The sequence below is a fragment of the Sphingobacterium olei genome (assembly GCF_005048855.1).
In the GTDB taxonomy this organism is placed as follows: Bacteria; Bacteroidota; Bacteroidia; order Sphingobacteriales; family Sphingobacteriaceae; genus Sphingobacterium; species Sphingobacterium olei.
In genome coordinates this window covers 670,049-686,379 of record NZ_SUME01000002.1, presented here as the reverse complement: position 1 = coordinate 686,379, position 16,331 = coordinate 670,049, and the positions used below count along the sequence as shown (strand labels likewise).

Here is a 16,331-nt window from a genome sequence, read left to right as displayed (position 1 = left end):
CTATAAAACATTTAGTAATTGTTCTTTGACCTTCTCCAATTCCTCTTTCATCCGTACAACAATTTGTTGAATACCTGCATGATTAGCTTTCGATCCCAATGTATTGATTTCCCTACCCATTTCCTGAGAAATAAATCCTAGTTTTTTTCCGTTCGAATCCGTTGCCGTCAAAGCTTCCAAAAAGTAATTACAGTGACTTTTCAAACGAACTTTCTCTTCGGTAATATCCAATTTATCAATATAAAAAATCAATTCCTGTTCGAAACGGTTTTTATCAATATGTTCTTTTCCTACGGTATCGTCCATATACTGACTAATTCGTTCACGGATCAAGGGAATACGATCTCCTTCTATCGATTCCACCTCCAATAAAAAAGATAAAATCATTTTCACCCGACTTTCTAAATCCGACTTCAGCACTTTACCCTCATCTAAACGAAAGGTATTAAATTTTTCAATAGCCTGGTGAAAAGCGGCCATTAAAATTTTTCCCTCTTCTTCATCCACCTCATCCTCGTTATTCGTCACTACCTCCGGCATGTTCAAGGCCAAATCAAACAAAGAAGCTTGTTTATCTCCTACTTGGAAAGCAATTTCTTGAAGTTGTGTGTAATATTTTTTTAGCAGGTCGCCATTAATAGTCGAGGCTTTTGCTGTTTGATCAGTATATTCTGAAGAAATCATCACATTGACTTTACCTCGTTCAATAAGTTTACTACACTCACCCCGCAAAGTCAGTTCTTTATCTGAAACCGCTTTTGGAAGGCGGATACCTAACTCCAAAAATTTAGAATTTAGAGATTTGATTTCTACGGTATATTTTACCTGCTCGTTTTCTTTCGAGCCAACACCATATCCTGTCATTGATTTTATCATACGCAAAGGTATGAAATATTCATGTCTCCGAAAACACCCGAAAAATTCGCCGGCTACCAATCATGTTTAGCGATCAAGACGCATAAATAACTTGTATAGCGTGAACCAACAGGTACGCGCACAAAACCAATACCGATATCGACAAGTGATCCGTTCCATTCGTCCATTCCCAAAACATGCTTTCGGTGCATAAATCCAGGAGAATTTTTTCCAATAATAAACGCTTTTATTCCCTCTGAAGCCGTAGGGTGGTTGGCAGCAATGGATTCAAAGTTATTCGCGGCACTTTTCTTCAGCCAATCACTATTCAGGGAATATCCACCTTTCGCGATATAATAGTTCGGCCCGAGCCCTTTGGGCGAAACGTGATCAAAATAATTATGATTGGCCATATCGTAAGCCCTAAATTCAGCTACTTGGGCTAGAACATCATTCCATACTAATTTTGTGCTTGTGACTTTCGAAATATCAGATATTCCCAATACCCTGGCATATTTTTTTGGATTCATTCGAATATCATTTAATAACTCATAGGCCTCTCTAGCTTGAACCTTGTCAACAATGATATTCTTTTTTTGAGCATTACCCGTTGTAAAAAAGAAAAAAGAGATTAATAAAATAAGAATTCGCATGCGTATATTTTTAATTACAGACTAGCTCTCGTTTACAACGTTTAAAACAGCACGAAATTGATGGTATTTTTGTGATCATCGGAAACGATTTCCAGAAAAAAGGAAGCTTATTAAGCTTCCTTTTTTCTGGAAAATTTTTCTTTAACGACTTCGAATAGAATCGGAACTATAGAAAGAAAAATAATTATCAATACCACTTTTGAGAAGTTATCTCGTATAATCGGGATATTTCCTAAAAAGTATCCTGCTAATGTAATTCCGATAACCCAAAGAACAGCTCCTATTACATTATAGGTGATAAATGTTCCATAGTTCATTTTTCCTATACCTCCAACAAAAGGAGCGAGGGTTCTTACAATCGGAACAAAGCGGGCAATTACAATCGTTTTACTACCGTACTTCTCATAGAAAGAATGTGTTTTGGCAATCTGTTCATCGGATACCATCTGCTTACCGAAAAGCTTGAACTTCGTAATCCGCATCCCAAAGTTCTTGCCGATAGCGTAGTTAAGAGAATCTCCGGTAATCGCGGCAACTAATAATAGGATTATCATAATCCATACGTTAAGTTCATTAGGCTGGGCTGCCAACATGCCTGCTGCAAACAATAAGGAATCGCCCGGTAAAAAAGGCATCACGACAACACCCGTTTCAACGAAAATTATTAAGAACAAAATCAGATATGTCCAATACCGATAATCATTGACAATCTCCACAAGATGGTCATCAATGTGGAGTATAAAATCTATTAGCGAATGAATGAATTCCAAGATCGAACGAATTAACCGATATTATTTAACATAACAGGCATGACCAACATCAGGATATCTTCATTATCCTGCTTTATAGCCGGCACCAATAATCCCGCTCTATTTGGCGTACTCATTTCCAATACGACTTCTTCACAATTTAAATTGTTTAACATCTCCACCAAGAATTTGGCATTGAAGCCAATCTCCAGATCCTCGCCTTCAAACTGACAGCTTAATCTTTCATGCGCTTCATTTGAGAAGTCCAAATCCTCTGCCGAAATATGTAACTCACTACCATTGATTTTCAACCTTACCTGATGCGTTGTTTTATTGGCGAAAATGACCACACGTCGAAGGGTATTCAAAAATAACGACCTATCAACTGTCAGCTTATTGGGATTTACCTGAGGAATCACGGCTTCGTAATCCGGGTAGCGCTCATCTACTAATCGACAGATTAGATGAATACTTCCAAATTGAAAGAATGCATTTGTATTGTTATATTCAATAGATACGGTCACATCATCCGAAGGAAGTGAAGACTTCAATAAGGCTAGTGCTTTTTTGGGAAGGATAATAGACGTTGGTTTTTCAGTACCAATATCTGTACGGCGGTACCTGACCAAACGATGTGCATCCGTAGCCACGAAAGTTATATTTTGATCTCCCAATTGCACAAGTACCCCCGACATAGCAGGGCGCAATTCATCATTACTTACTGCAAAAATCGTTTTGTTTATTGCTTCCGCCAATATTGGGGCGATAATCTTTACAGTCGTCACATTTTCTACAACAGGAATTTTTGGAAAATCGTCAGCATTCTCACCACTTAATTTATATTTTCCATCTCCGGCACTTATTTCGATAGCCAATGTATTCGTGTCTACCGAAAAAGCTACGGGTTGATCTGGAAGAGTTTTTAACGTATCTATCAAGATTTTAGACGGCATAGCCACACGGCCTTCCTCTTTAGCTTCAATTGGCAGAGAAGTTACCATACTGGTTTGTAAATCCGTAGCCGAAATAGTAAGCGTGTTATCTTTGATTTCAAACAAAAAGTTTTCCAATATTGGAAGCACAGTACTGCTACTAGAAGCTCCGCTAATGGCTTGCAATTGCTTTAATAAAACTGAAGTAGATACAATAAATCTCATTTCTGATTTGCTAATTTTTTATATGCAATAATACAGAAAAATTATCAAATCTTTACAATACCGACGAAAGGTTGTTGTATCGTTTCAACCAACTCAATTATTAAATTAGTACATTTGTAGCTGTAGCGAATACATATGCAGTTTAAAGAGATTGTAGGACACGAAAGCATTAAAGCACATTTACTCCACACGGTGAAAGAAAACCGGGTGAGTCATGCGCAATTGTTTTTAGGGCCGGAAGGTTCTGGAAGTCTCGCCTTGGCTGTAGCCTATGCACAGTATTTAAATTGCGAGGATAAAGGTGATGAGGACAGTTGCGGGCATTGCCCTTCTTGCCGGAAGTACGATAAACTTATTCATCCGGATTTGCATTTTTCTTATCCCTTCTTTGCAAAAGGTAAAGATGAAACAGCAACCACTTATGTGGAAAACTGGCGTAAATCTTTTATCGCAAATCCTTATATGGGACTGTCTTTTTGGAGAGACCAACTGGATGCGGAAAATAAGCAAGCAAATATCAATATTGCAGAAGCGCACAGTATCATTAAAAAGCTAAGTCTTAAATCCTTTGAGGCGGAATACAAAGTATTGATCATGTGGTTGCCGGAATATTTAGACACACAGGGGAATGCTTTATTGAAATTAATTGAAGAACCTCCTGAAAAAACACTCTTCTTACTTGTAGCTGAAAATCAGGATAAAATAATTAACACCATTATTTCGCGTACACAGCTGGTCAAAATAAATAAGTTACAACACGATAAAATCAAGACCTTTCTTATCGAAAACAAAAATCTTGATCCTAAAAGTGCCAATGAGATCGCTTTTATCGCGGATGGAAATATTCAAGAGGCTTTAAATCTCATTCAACAAGAAAGCGAAAATAAAACGTTCGATCTGTTTGTTTATTGGCTTCGCAATATCTATTCAGACAACGGCTCGGAAATTATTCCGTTGTCTGATGAAAATCTTGCAAAACTAGGACGAGAAAACCAAAAAAGTTTCTTACTTTATGCCATTAATATGATGCGACAAATTATATTGATGCAGCAAGGTTTACGTGATTTAGTGTTTTTGCAGCAAGAAGAATTGACTTTTGTCGAAAAATTTAGTGGAATTTATCAATTTGAACAACTAGAAGAAGCTATAGCGTTGCTTGAAAAGGCGCATTATGCAATTGAAAGAAATGCAAATCCAAAAATATTATTTTTAGATTTGTCTTTGCAATTAGTTTTATTGTTCAAATATCAAACGTTCCCGAAAGGGGCTCAATATATATAAAATAAAAATATGGGATGCGGCAGTTGCTCGTCCGGAGGTTGTGGAAGCAGTAGCAAATTAGGCACTGTACCAGCAGGATGCCAGGATAATGGCTCGTGTATGACCAGCGGATGTAATAAATTAGATGTATACGACTGGCTTTCCGACATGGATTTGCCTTCAAATTATAAACCATTTGATATCGTAGAGGTTCGTTTTAAAGGATCTCGTAAAGATTTTTTTGTCAATACAGACAATATCTACTTAGAAATGGGTGAAATGGTCGCGGTAGAGCCTTCTACCGGAGGCTACGATATTGGGCACGTTTCTTTGACGGGTGAATTGGTAAGATTACAGCTCAAAAAAAATAACATTACCCCGGATTCGGTCGCCAAAAAGTTATATCGGAAAGCCAATGAAACCGATGTCGCTAAGTTTAATGCGGCAAAAGAACTAGAGTGGGAAACCATGCACAAAGCACGTAAACTTGCTTTAGACTTAGGTCTTTCCATGAAAATTTCGGATGTAGATTATCAAGGAGACAAAACAAAGGCAACGTTTTATTATACAGCAGAAGGTCGTGTTGACTTTCGCGAGCTGATAAAAAGAATGGCCGAATCTTTTCGTATCCGTATCGAAATGCGCCAAATTGGTATGCGCCAAGAAGCAAGTAGACTGGGAGGAATCGGATCTTGTGGAAGAGAATTATGTTGTTCTACCTGGCTTACTGATTTCAAAACAGTATCTACCTCAGCAGCGCGTTATCAAAACCTGTCCTTAAATACACTCAAATTAGCAGGACAATGCGGTAAGTTGAAATGTTGCTTAAATTATGAACTGGACAGCTACATGGATGCTCTTAAAGACATTCCTAATGATGTAGACCGTCTGGAGACTTTGGCTGGAATGGCTTATCTGCAGAAAACGGATATTTTCAAAAAAACGATGTGGTTTTCTTATCCAGGAGTCGAGAACTGGATTCCTTTATCGATTGATAAAGTAAGAGAATTTGCTGAAATGAATAAAGGTGGTATAAAACCAGAAGCTTTAGAGTACACACCCGAAAAACAAGAGGTTAAAAAACCTCTTGTCTTAGATTACGAGAATGTGGTTGGACAGGACAGTCTTACTCGTCTTGATGAAAAAAATAGAAAAAAGAAAAAGAAGAAAAGTAAACCAAAAAATCAGGTTAACACAATTGCTGAAATAAAGGAAAATACGTCTGGCGAAAAGAAACAACTTCCCCTAAAAAATCAAGTTCAAAAAAACCAAGCCGAAAAGAAAAGCGAGGGGAGTAGTACAGAAAATCAGTCTAGACCAAAAAGACGATTCAATAATCGAAATAGAAATAGAAACAACGATAAATCAAATAAAACTGGCGAGTAAATCTCGCCAAATTTTGGTATGATGTACAAGCACCTTTTAATCGTAGCGTCCGTAATTTCTTTGCTTTCTTCTTGTGTAGATGGGGCTTATTATGAAAGTAACGCAACAATACCTAATCAGTCCTGGTCTTACGACAATATTCAAAAATTTAAAGTAAATATTGATGACACTACGGCCAGATATGATCTATTTATTAGTTTAAGACATGGCGCTGACTACGATTTCTCCAATATCTTTGTCTTGCTTCACGAAAAAGGAAAGGGGTTAAAAGATACCGCTTATAGAAAGGAAGTTACACTGGCTCAATTAGACGGAAGATGGTTAAGTAATTCGGCTGGAGGCGTTTACGAAAAACAATACTTAGCAAAAGAAAATTTTACTTTTCCAGATACAGGGAAATATGAATTTGCTGTAGAACAAAATATGCGTGAAAACCCGCTAAAAGATATTATCAACGTAGGTATTAAGCTTGTGAAAAAATGATCCCGGTCCTAAGATGGATATTGTCACCTATTAGCCTAATCTATCTTCTCATAGTATGGATTAGAAATAAACTTTACGACAAGGCCATACTAAAAAGCAAATCTTTTGATATACCCACCATCGTAATTGGAAACTTAGCAATAGGAGGGACGGGCAAGACTCCTATGACGGAATACCTTATCCGTTTGCTAACTTCACATTATACACTTGCAACATTAAGCCGCGGATATGGTCGTAAAACTTCCGGCTTCCGCTACGTTGAAAAAACTTCTACAGCCTTAGAAGTAGGAGATGAGCCGCTACAATTCAAAAACAAATTTGCGAAACTCACCGTAACGGTTTGTGAAGATAGATGTGCAGGGGTTGAAATCTTAAGAAATAGCCATCAAGTTATTCTTTTGGACGATGCCTATCAGCATCGCAGATTAAAACCAGGATTTGCTATCCTGCTTTTTGATTTTAACTCTCTGTTCTCCACAATCATTACTCTTCCAACGGGAAATTTTAGAGATAACTTTTCAGCTTCGTCCAGGGCAAACTTAATAGTAATAACGAAATGCCCTCTTCGACTTTCATTGAGCCAGCAACAGCAAATAGAACACCGAATCAGAAAGCACTCCAAAGCGCCAATATTTTATTCTACCATTAAATATGATCAACTTAAGGATTCTAATCATATGCCCGTAGCATTCGATCTCTCGGTTTATCATATTCTTTTGCTCACAGGAATAGCTAATCCCCAGCCCTTAAAAGAATATCTCCTTTCCAAAGTAGCTTCTATTAAGCAATTAACCTTCGCCGATCATCATAATTATAGTGAAACGGATTATATTAAAATCAACTCCGCTTTCCAAAACCTAGAAGGGAATAAAATAATCATTACGACCGAGAAAGATATACATCGTCTTCATGAAGAGATCCTAACGACTCTTCCTATCTATTATATTCCCATTCAGTTAGACTTTATAGCGGATAAGGAAATGTTCGATGAGAAGGTATTAAACTACCTTTTTCACGTGCAAAGTGTTAACGAACATTAACAAAGGTTAATCTTTACTAAAGATCTTATTTTAATGCATTTATATAGAATAAAATCATGATTTTTATACTGCGAAGCAAACTTGCCTTGTGAGTAAATTTGAAATAATGCAATTAAAACAAAAACATATGAAAAATTTAATGTTAGTATTAGTGGTTATATTTTTGTCTGCTTCGGCAACTGTAGCCCAAGAAAGAGGAAACCGTCAAGGAGCAGGTCAAAACCGAACACCTGAAGAACGAGCCAAAGCGGAAGTAGAGCGGCTCGGTACCGCGTTAAGTTTAAATCAAAGCCAACGCGATTCCATTTATAAATATTCACTCGAACAGACTAAAGAGCAACAAGCCTTATTCCAACAAGGTGAAGGAGACAGGGAAAAACGCATGGAACAACTGAGATCTTCTCGGGAAAAGTATGACACTAAGATCAAATCGTTCTTGACTGAAGACCAAATCAAAAAATACGAAGAAGCACAAAAAGAAAGAACACAACGCAGACAACCGAGAAACGAATAATAATATTCTGAATACCAATATATTAAAGGGAGAATAATTAAATTATTCTCCCTTTAATTTGTTAAATGATGTTAAAATGTAACAAAACAGATACACAAATACAACAAATAGGTTCTTTTGGTTGTTATTATATCAACAACAATTAAATAATATTTAAACACTTTAAAAATTTATGCTATGAAAAAATTAATTTTAACAGGACTGAGCTTTTTATTTGCTATTACATTAACATTCGCTCAACAAGGTACACCAGAGGAAAAAGCAACAGAGACAGTGACCAAGCTCACCGAGAAATTGGCACTTACTGAAGAGCAACAAGCATCGGTATATAATATTGTTCTAGAGCAAACTACAGCAAAATATGCACTAAAAGCAGATACTACATTATCAGAAGATGTCGTTACAGAACAAATTTCGACATTAACTTCAACAGCAGATGCAAAAATAATAGAGTTGTTGACTGATGAACAAAAACCCGAATTTGGCAAATATATTGAAGAGCGTAATGCTAAAAAAGCGGAAAAAAAGTCTTCTACTGACCCAGTACAATAATTAAATAAAACTTTAGTTCACAAAAAAGGGATTCATAAAAATGAATCCCTTTTTTGTGAACTACTTAACTTATGATGCTTTCAATTTCTTCTGGATATCCTGCACGTAAGTTTTAAACTTTTTATCTGTTTCAATTAAATCTTCTACTGTTTGACAGGCATAAATAACAGTGGAATGATCTCTACCTCCAAAAAAGTTACCGATTGATTTCAATGAAGACTTTGTATGATTTTTAGCCAGATACATGGAAATCTGACGAGCTTGTACAATCTCCCGTTTACGAACTTTTGATTTGACCATTTCCACAGGAACTTCAAAATATTCACAAACTAATTTCTGAATATATTCCATAGAAATCTCCTTGTTTGTATTCTTAACAAAATTCTTTAACATCGACTTTGCTAAGTTCAAATCTATTTCTTTCTTATTCAATGTAGACTGAGCCAACAAAGACACCATAGCGCCCTCTAACTCGCGAACACTATTATCGATTTGGGTAGCAACATATTCTACGACACTATCCGGCAATTCAATACCATCGGAATACATTTTCTTCTTCAAGATAGCCATTCTCGTTTCTAAATCCGGTATTTGGATATCTGCCGACAAACCCCATTTAAAACGACTTAATAACCTTTCTTCTAAACCTGACAAATCTTTTGGTGCCTTATCTGAAGTCAGAATAATTTGCTTTCCCGACTGATGTAAATGGTTGAAAATATGAAAAAATATATCCTGTGTTTTTTCCTTTCCAGCAAAATTATGAACATCATCCATTATAATCACATCCATCGCTTGATAGAAGTTTACAAAATCATTGATCGTGTTATTTTTCAATGAATCTACAAACTGTTGACAGAATTTTTCACAAGAAACATAGATGACAAGCTTATCCGAAAGATTTTTCTTAATCTCATTTCCAATGGCTTGAGCTAAGTGCGTTTTTCCCAATCCTACATCTCCATAAATCATCAGCGGATTAAAAGAAGTACCTCCTGGTTTATTAGCAACAGCATATCCGGCAGAACGAGCTAGACGATTACATTCACCCTCAATAAAATTATCGAACGTATAATTTTGATTTAACTGTGGGTCTACTTGTAATTTTTTTAACCCGGGAATAACAAAAGGATTTTTAATATTCTTATTAAGCGCTACCGGGACTGGAATTGACTGCTTCTTTGCTTCCGCGCCGTTTCCTGTTGAAGGAAGATTGGTCGTATAAGGTACATTAGTCGAGGATTTCTCTATTACGATATTATATTCTAAGCGCCCCTGCTCTCCTAGAAACTTTTTAACGGTCTTACGAAGAATGCCTACATAGTGTTCTTCCAACCATTCGTAGAAAAATAAACTTGGCACTTGAATAGTCAAAACGTTTCCTTCCAAACGAACAGCTTTTACGGGCTCGAACCATGTCTTGAAACTTTGTGCCGGGATATTGTCTTTTATAACCTGAAGACAGCTATTCCAAACACTTGTATACGTTTTTTCCATTCCTAAATTGTTAATAACTTGATAACCAATTAATGATATAAAAAGTGTTTATAACTTTTCCTTACAACGAAGATGACAAAATTTTTTCAGCTAAAAAATTAAAAAGTTAAAAAAAACACAAGTGTTTATAAATTAGATAGTTAAAGTGTTTTCTTTACTATTTTTAGCGAATTAATACCCGTCAACTTATACTTTTCCACAGCAAAAAAATAAGTAAAATTTCAAGCAAATTTTGTGTATGGATCGAAGTTAACGATAAAAATTGTGGAAAACTATAACTATAAAATTTTAATAGATTATACCACAAAAAATAAGCCACAAATACTTGTGGCTCAATTAACTTTTTATTGATAGGCAACAACTAACTTACCATAGCATCCGTGGGCATTGCTTTCGCCATTTTTCGACATTCCTCGATAATAGATTTTGCATCGTAATGACAGATACCCCAAAGTTCGGACTGTTCACCATGCTCTACAATACTGTCTGGAATTCCCAGACGCCTTACTTGTGCCTGATAATTATGATCTGTCATAAATTCTATCACAGCAGATCCAATTCCACCTGGTAAACAACCGTCCTCTACGATTATTACCTTACCGAATTTCTGAAATACTTCATGCAACAACTCTTCGTCCAAAGGTTTTGCAAACCGCAGATCATAGTGAGCAGGATGAATTCCTTCCGTATTTAGAACCGATAACGCTTTTGTGGCTTCATTACCTATATGGCCGAAAGTTAGAATAGCGACTTCCTCTCCGTCTACAAGTTTACGTCCCTTACCAATCTTAATTTCTTTAAAAGGTCTTTTCCAATCTACCATTACACCGTTACCTCTTGGATAACGGATTACAAAAGGTCCTTTATCTTCTAATTGTGATGTATACATCAAATTACGCAACTCTTCTTCATTCATTGGCGAAGACACAATCAGATTCGGAACGCAACGCATATAGGCGATATCATATGCACCGTGGTGCGTAGGACCGTCGGCACCAACCAAACCTGCACGATCCAAACAAAATACAACATTGAGCTTCTGTAATGCGACATCGTGTATTACCTGATCGTATGCGCGTTGCATAAAAGAGGAATAGATATTACAAAAAGGGACTAACCCTTGTGCGGCTATACCGGCACTAAATGTAACTGCATGTTGTTCCGCTATACCCACATCAAAAGCACGGGTAGGCATTTCTTTCATCATAATATTCATAGATGAACCGGAGGGCATAGCTGGTGTCACACCCATAATTTTAGGATTCACCTCCGCCAATTCCACTAATGTGTATCCGAAAACATCTTGATATTTTGGTGGCTGGGGCTTATCTGACGACGATTTTTTTATTTCTCCAGTAATTTTATCGAACAAACCAGGAGCATGCCATTTCGTTTGATCTTTTTCAGCCAGTGCATAACCTTTTCCTTTTACTGTAACCGCATGCAATAATTTTGGCCCGGGAATATGTTTAAGATCTTCTATAGTTTTCACCAACTTATTAACATCATGTCCATCTACGGGACCAAAATATCTAAAGTTGAGCGATTCGAATAAATTTGCGTTTTTTAATAATGTTCCTTTTATACTTTGTTCCAATTTTTTAGCCCATCCGTATGCGTCAGGACCGTTTTTTGAAATTTTAGCTAATACTGAAATCAGATCGTCACGAAATTTATTGTAGCTTTTTGACGTGGTGATGCTGGTTAAATATTCCTTTAATGCGCCTACATTCGGATCGATCGACATGCAATTATCATTCAGGATAACCAATAAATTTGATTTTTCTATTCCTGCATGATTTAGTGCTTCAAATGCCATACCGCCTGTCAAAGCACCATCGCCTATAATGGCAACATGCTGTCTATCTATCTCTCCTTTATATTCCGAAGCTACGGCCATTCCCAAAGCAGCCGAAATCGATGTCGATGAATGTCCAACACCAAAGGAATCATATTCGCTTTCACTACGTTTAGGGAATCCGGAAAGTCCACCTAATACTCTATTGGTATGAAAAGTTTCACGCCGACCTGTTAATATTTTATGTCCGTAAGCCTGATGACCCACATCAAATATAATTTGATCATAAGGTGTATTTAAAACATAGTGTAACGCAACCGTTAATTCAACCACTCCTAAACTAGCAGCGAAATGTCCACCGTTAACAGATACGATGTCAATTATATATTGCCTCAACTCTTTACATACTTCCTCTAAATCAGATTCCTTAAGTTGTCGTAAATCAGACGGATAGATTATATTCTGTAAGAGTGCTCCTGCATCTACTTGCATAACTTGAAAAATTTCAAAATAAGATACAAAGTAACAATTTATTCTATAAATAGTAGAACAATAAAAGTAAATAAAAGTTTAGCTATACCTATTTCACTATATAATCCGTTTACAGCTAAAAATAATATTTCCGCTATGGAGTAGGTAATTAATTGTGTATAAATTTATCTAAGTTTGTAAAAAAACAAGTTTTGCAGCGTTTATGGAAGCTATTAGTTACGAAATCAAGTTAGAACAGTTCGAAGGACCTTTTGATTTATTATTGTTCTTTATTGAACGTGATGAATTGAATATACATGATATTCCTATTTCCAGGATCACAGATGACTTTTTGGATTATATCCAAAAGATGCAATCGTTGAATATTGAATTGGCTAGTGAATTTATTTTTGTAGCTTCTACGTTAATGCGCATTAAAGCCAAAATGCTCCTTCCAAGACCGGATCTTGATGAAAATGAAAACGAGATCGACCTGAAAGAACAACTCGTTCAAAAATTGATTCTCTACAAGCAGTTCAAAGACGTATCTGAGCACCTCAAAGAGGCTGAGGATCGCAGATCAAAGCTACATCTTCGAGGCAATATCGTCTATGATTTAAAGAATACGAAACGCCAGATCACAGAAGAGGAACTTTCTTCCTTTGATTTATATAAGTTGATGATGGTTTATGAAAAAATGATGTATCATTTTACACACCGCATACTTCCTGTGACCCATACCGTTGTCAAATTTCCCTATACCATAGAACAGCAGAAGAAAGCTATTTCCCAGTTAATAGAACTCAATAAAAAACTCGACTTCCAAAACATTCTAAAGAACTCGGAAAACAAAGTACATTTTGTCTTTAACTTCCTTGCTATTCTCGAAATGCTTCAGCAAAAACTATTGGAAATTGAAGTGGGAATTGGATATAATAATTTTTCAGTGGAGAAAAGAGCAATTGAATTAAATTAATGTTTCTTCAAACTATCTAAGCAGTTTTTGAGATATGCAAATTGTTCGTCCTTCGTCTTGCTGGGTATCTGTCTCAAAGCCTGAATACCGGCCATCAACGCTTTAGTATTACGGTTTTCAAAGGAGGCGGTAAGCGATTCAATGGTATTATCATCTATAAACCCATCGACAATACCAAGGACTATGGCTTTTTCCGCATCAAAATACTCGGTTTGTAGACATAGCTGTAATACCTTTTTTCCGGGCATTACTTTAAGCAAACTTGCCATCACCTGAAATGGAAAAAGCCCCAAGGCTAACTCAGGAAGTTTAAACAGCGTCTCCTTTTTACAATAGACGTAGCTGCAACCTAGAATAATGAGAAAACCACCCGCAATAACATTTCCCTCTACGATCGCTATTGAAGGTTTTAGAAGACTATCAAATACCCGTCCTAAGGAAATGTCCTGATTAGGAATGGACAGATTAGGAGTATCAAGCGCAGCATTTTCAAACGTATGAAGATCCATTCCTGCACAAAAAACCGGACCTTCCGCTTTAATTATTACGACTTTGATAGCATCATCAGCATTGGCCAATTCAAATGCATGTGCTATTTCGTTGACCATTGTAGGTGTAAACGCATTTCTCTTTTCTGGGCGAGCCAATGTCAAAATAAATCTGAAATCCTCCTTTTCTATTTTTATAAAATTATACTCCATTATTCGATACCCCCGCTTAATCTAAAGATATACTTTTTTATCTGCTACAACGAATATTCTATTTCGTGTAATCCACTAAATCTTGTAATTTTATCCTTTCTTTTTAACCTAACACCTAACACCTGCCTATCAACTCTTCAAAACCTGTTAATAATGCTGTTATTTGCGTTGGTTTTCCTCTTCCAAACCTATCCAAAAGCAGTTCCGAAGGTACATTACCTACTAAATCATCCTGTGCAAAGGGACATCCTCCATATCCTAGTATTGCACCTTCAAATGTTTTACATCCCACTTCATAAGCCGTATTAACTTTTAAAAGTGCTGATTCAGCCGTACTGTGCAAATGAATACTAAATTCCAATTCGGGAAAATTAACAAATAAAGTTCCTAAAAGTTCTTTTATCATTAAAGGAGTTGCTTCAGATGTGGTATCAGCTATTGAAAATCGGCGTATACCCAGTTCGTTAAGTTTTCCAATCCAATTCAACACGATATCCGGATGCCAACTATCTCCATATGGATTACCAAAAGCCATAGAAATATAAATCAATAGTTGCTGAGCAGGAGTGCGATCCAAAATATCTTTACACGCTCTCACCTTACCGTAGGCTTCGGATATAGATGACTTTGTATTTCGTTGTTGAAACGTCTCAGAAATAGAAAATGGGTATCCCAAATAGTCAATTTTTTCAAATTGACTACCAATTTCAGCACCTTTTTCATTTGCTATAATGGCAATTAATTTGATATGATCATCCTTTTGAATTAGATCAATAAGCGAAATAGTGTCCCTCATTTGAGGTACCGCTTTAGATGAAACAAAACTCCCACAATCAATATAATCGAAAAGTTTACTTCCAATCAATTTATTAATATATTTTGCTTTCTTTTCTGTCGGTATAAAATGAGCTATACCTTGGATTGCATCTCGAGGACAATCTACCAGCTGAATATTTGATTTATTTACCATCCCTTTTTTCTGAAAATATACTTTTTTAATGACCATCAGGAACTTTCATCCCCATTATGCGCTAATCATGAAGGTTTTATCTCCCTTGAAATAACCATTTTCTGGATGGCGCTTGTACCTTCACCAATCGTACACAACTTCGCATCACGAAAAAATTTCTCCGCTGGGAAATCCTTTGTAAAACCGTATCCTCCGTGAATTTGTACGCTTTGATTCGAAACTTCAACAGCAGTTTCAGAAGCAAATAATTTCGCCATTGCACTCTCCTTTGTAACATTTTTACCAGTATCTTTCAAATATCCCGCCTGACGGGTCAATAGTTCCGAAGCTTCTACTTTTGTAGCCATATCTGCTAAAGTAAAACCCACATCCTGAAAATCAAATATTTTCTGATTAAACTGTTCACGTTCATTTGCATACCTCAATGCGCATTCATAAGCACCACGTGCTATTCCTAATGATAACGCAGCGATAGAAATCCTTCCTCCATCGAGTAATTTTAGGGCTTGCACAAATCCATTACCCACCTCTCCAATTACCTGACTTTTATGCACCCTGCAGTTATCAAAAAACAAACTCGCTGTTTCCGAAGCACGCATTCCTAATTTATCGATTTTCTTTCCAGCCGTAAAACCAGGTGTTCCTTTTTCTATAATAAAAGCAGTCACACCATGCTTATCACCCTTTTCTCCCGTACGAACCATAACGACAGCCACGTCACCACTAATCGCATGCGTAATGAAAGTCTTCGATCCATTTATAATAAAATAATCTCCATCTGCTACAGCTGTCGTAGTCAATCCTCCTGCATCTGATCCCGATCCGGTTTCTGTCAGTCCCCAAGCACCGATCCATTCTGCAGAAGCTAATTTAGGAAGATATTTTTCCTTTTGCTCCTCATTCGAAAATGACAAGATATGATTGGTACACAAAGAATTATGTGCAGCAACAGACAAACCTATCGAACCGCATACCTTAGATATTTCGTCTAAAATAGTGATATATTCTTGATAACCTAAACCTGTACCATTGTATTTTTCGGGGATGAGAACACCCATAAAACCGTATTCACCCATTTTTTTAAATAGTTCTACAGGAAAATATTGGCTTTCATCCCATTCCATGATATAGGGTTTAATATGAGCTTGTGCAAATTGACGAGCACTTTCTCGTACTAAAGCCATTTGTTCTGTATTCTTCAATTCGTACATAATGAAATATTGCTTAAGTTTATATAGAGTTTTAATATATATTTACAAATATTATAAA

General features: G+C 36.4%; 16 protein-coding genes. 7 read left to right on the top strand and 9 right to left on the bottom strand.

Features of this window, described 5'->3' with window-relative positions; all coding sequences use genetic code 11:
* From FAZ15_RS07070 to dnaN, 4 genes are all read right to left on the bottom strand, one after another.
* Positions 1 to 876: a YicC/YloC family endoribonuclease gene (locus tag FAZ15_RS07070; protein ID WP_136900595.1), complete on the bottom strand. Its 876-nt coding sequence runs from the start codon at positions 874 to 876 to the stop codon at positions 1 to 3.
* A 53-nt stretch (positions 877 to 929) separates the two neighbouring features.
* Positions 930 to 1,508 (bottom strand): CAP domain-containing protein, encoded by a 579-nt coding sequence (locus FAZ15_RS07065; RefSeq protein ID WP_136900594.1) that lies wholly within the window; start codon positions 1,506 to 1,508, stop codon positions 930 to 932.
* 110 nt (positions 1,509 to 1,618) lie between these two features.
* Positions 1,619 to 2,278, bottom strand: coding sequence for a DedA family protein (locus tag FAZ15_RS07060; RefSeq protein ID WP_136900593.1), 660 nt, complete (start codon positions 2,276 to 2,278; stop codon positions 1,619 to 1,621).
* A gap of 11 nt (positions 2,279 to 2,289) precedes the next feature.
* A complete protein-coding gene (dnaN, locus tag FAZ15_RS07055; RefSeq protein WP_136900592.1) occupies positions 2,290 to 3,414 on the bottom strand; it encodes a DNA polymerase III subunit beta in 1,125 nt (374 codons plus the stop codon).
* A 135-nt stretch (positions 3,415 to 3,549) separates the two neighbouring features.
* Here dnaN and FAZ15_RS07050 point away from each other — a divergent pair, with 135 nt between their 5' ends.
* The 6 genes from FAZ15_RS07050 to FAZ15_RS07025 all read left to right on the top strand — a co-directional run bounded on the left by FAZ15_RS07050 (position 3,550) and on the right by FAZ15_RS07025 (position 8,649).
* On the top strand, positions 3,550 to 4,695 hold the full coding sequence (locus tag FAZ15_RS07050) for a DNA polymerase III subunit (RefSeq protein WP_136900591.1): 1,146 nt from the start codon (positions 3,550 to 3,552) through the stop codon (positions 4,693 to 4,695).
* Positions 4,696 to 4,704: 9 nt separating this feature from the next.
* Entirely contained in the window at positions 4,705 to 6,060 is a 1,356-nt protein-coding gene (locus FAZ15_RS07045; RefSeq protein WP_202912339.1) for a PSP1 domain-containing protein, read from the top strand.
* 18 nt (positions 6,061 to 6,078) lie between these two features.
* The gene (locus FAZ15_RS07040; RefSeq protein WP_136900589.1) at positions 6,079 to 6,543 is read left to right on the top strand and encodes a gliding motility lipoprotein GldH; all 465 of its coding nucleotides are present in this window, start codon (positions 6,079 to 6,081) and stop codon (positions 6,541 to 6,543) included.
* Complete coding sequence (lpxK, locus tag FAZ15_RS07035) at positions 6,540 to 7,583, top strand: tetraacyldisaccharide 4'-kinase (protein ID WP_238387180.1); 1,044 nt, start codon at positions 6,540 to 6,542, stop codon at positions 7,581 to 7,583. The genes FAZ15_RS07040 and lpxK overlap by 4 nt, the downstream gene beginning before the upstream one ends.
* Positions 7,584 to 7,710: 127 nt before the next feature.
* Positions 7,711 to 8,097, top strand: coding sequence for a hypothetical protein (locus FAZ15_RS07030; RefSeq protein ID WP_136900588.1), 387 nt, complete (start codon positions 7,711 to 7,713; stop codon positions 8,095 to 8,097).
* Positions 8,098 to 8,274: 177 nt separating this feature from the next.
* Entirely contained in the window at positions 8,275 to 8,649 is a 375-nt protein-coding gene (locus tag FAZ15_RS07025) for a hypothetical protein (protein WP_136900587.1), read from the top strand.
* A gap of 69 nt (positions 8,650 to 8,718) precedes the next feature.
* Here FAZ15_RS07025 and dnaA read toward each other — a convergent pair whose 3' ends face one another.
* Together dnaA and dxs are read right to left on the bottom strand one after the other, a co-directional pair.
* Positions 8,719 to 10,146, bottom strand: coding sequence for a chromosomal replication initiator protein DnaA (gene dnaA / locus FAZ15_RS07020; protein WP_136900586.1), 1,428 nt, complete (start codon positions 10,144 to 10,146; stop codon positions 8,719 to 8,721).
* Between the two features lie 361 nt (positions 10,147 to 10,507).
* The gene (gene dxs / locus FAZ15_RS07015) at positions 10,508 to 12,436 is read right to left on the bottom strand and encodes a 1-deoxy-D-xylulose-5-phosphate synthase (RefSeq protein ID WP_136900585.1); all 1,929 of its coding nucleotides are present in this window, start codon (positions 12,434 to 12,436) and stop codon (positions 10,508 to 10,510) included.
* Positions 12,437 to 12,638: 202 nt separating this feature from the next.
* On the opposite strand from dxs, the gene FAZ15_RS07010 reads away from it, so the two are divergent.
* Entirely contained in the window at positions 12,639 to 13,391 is a 753-nt protein-coding gene (locus FAZ15_RS07010; RefSeq protein ID WP_136900584.1) for a segregation and condensation protein A, read from the top strand.
* On the opposite strand, the gene FAZ15_RS07005 is transcribed toward FAZ15_RS07010, so the two are convergent.
* From FAZ15_RS07005 to FAZ15_RS06995, 3 genes are all read right to left on the bottom strand, one after another.
* Positions 13,388 to 14,092 carry an enoyl-CoA hydratase/isomerase family protein gene (locus tag FAZ15_RS07005; RefSeq protein ID WP_136900583.1) on the bottom strand — a complete coding sequence of 235 codons (705 nt, stop codon included), beginning with the start codon at positions 14,090 to 14,092 and terminating at the stop codon, positions 13,388 to 13,390. The genes FAZ15_RS07010 and FAZ15_RS07005 overlap by 4 nt on opposite strands.
* A 115-nt stretch (positions 14,093 to 14,207) precedes the next feature.
* Positions 14,208 to 15,098, bottom strand: a complete 891-nt coding sequence (locus FAZ15_RS07000; protein WP_238387179.1) for a beta/alpha barrel domain-containing protein — start codon at positions 15,096 to 15,098, stop codon at positions 14,208 to 14,210.
* Between the two features lie 29 nt (positions 15,099 to 15,127).
* The gene (locus FAZ15_RS06995; protein WP_136900582.1) at positions 15,128 to 16,273 is read right to left on the bottom strand and encodes an acyl-CoA dehydrogenase family protein; all 1,146 of its coding nucleotides are present in this window, start codon (positions 16,271 to 16,273) and stop codon (positions 15,128 to 15,130) included.
* Positions 16,274 to 16,331 lie beyond the last annotated feature (58 nt).

Coding starts and splice junctions, on each gene's coding strand:
- FAZ15_RS07050 (WP_136900591.1), top strand. CDS start 3,550: ATGCAGTTTAAAGAGATTGTAGGACACGAAAGCATTAAAGCACATTTA.
- lpxK (WP_238387180.1), top strand. CDS start 6,540: ATGATCCCGGTCCTAAGATGGATATTGTCACCTATTAGCCTAATCTAT.
- FAZ15_RS06995 (WP_136900582.1), bottom strand. CDS start 16,273: ATGTACGAATTGAAGAATACAGAACAAATGGCTTTAGTACGAGAAAGT.
- dnaA (WP_136900586.1), bottom strand. CDS start 10,146: ATGGAAAAAACGTATACAAGTGTTTGGAATAGCTGTCTTCAGGTTATA.
- FAZ15_RS07045 (WP_202912339.1), top strand. CDS start 4,705: ATGGGATGCGGCAGTTGCTCGTCCGGAGGTTGTGGAAGCAGTAGCAAA.
- FAZ15_RS07040 (WP_136900589.1), top strand. CDS start 6,079: ATGATGTACAAGCACCTTTTAATCGTAGCGTCCGTAATTTCTTTGCTT.
- FAZ15_RS07030 (WP_136900588.1), top strand. CDS start 7,711: ATGAAAAATTTAATGTTAGTATTAGTGGTTATATTTTTGTCTGCTTCG.
- FAZ15_RS07025 (WP_136900587.1), top strand. CDS start 8,275: ATGAAAAAATTAATTTTAACAGGACTGAGCTTTTTATTTGCTATTACA.
- FAZ15_RS07000 (WP_238387179.1), bottom strand. CDS start 15,098: ATGGTCATTAAAAAAGTATATTTTCAGAAAAAAGGGATGGTAAATAAA.
- FAZ15_RS07065 (WP_136900594.1), bottom strand. CDS start 1,508: ATGCGAATTCTTATTTTATTAATCTCTTTTTTCTTTTTTACAACGGGT.
- FAZ15_RS07010 (WP_136900584.1), top strand. CDS start 12,639: ATGGAAGCTATTAGTTACGAAATCAAGTTAGAACAGTTCGAAGGACCT.
- FAZ15_RS07005 (WP_136900583.1), bottom strand. CDS start 14,092: ATGGAGTATAATTTTATAAAAATAGAAAAGGAGGATTTCAGATTTATT.
- FAZ15_RS07070 (WP_136900595.1), bottom strand. CDS start 876: ATGATAAAATCAATGACAGGATATGGTGTTGGCTCGAAAGAAAACGAG.
- dnaN (WP_136900592.1), bottom strand. CDS start 3,414: ATGAGATTTATTGTATCTACTTCAGTTTTATTAAAGCAATTGCAAGCC.
- dxs (WP_136900585.1), bottom strand. CDS start 12,436: ATGCAAGTAGATGCAGGAGCACTCTTACAGAATATAATCTATCCGTCT.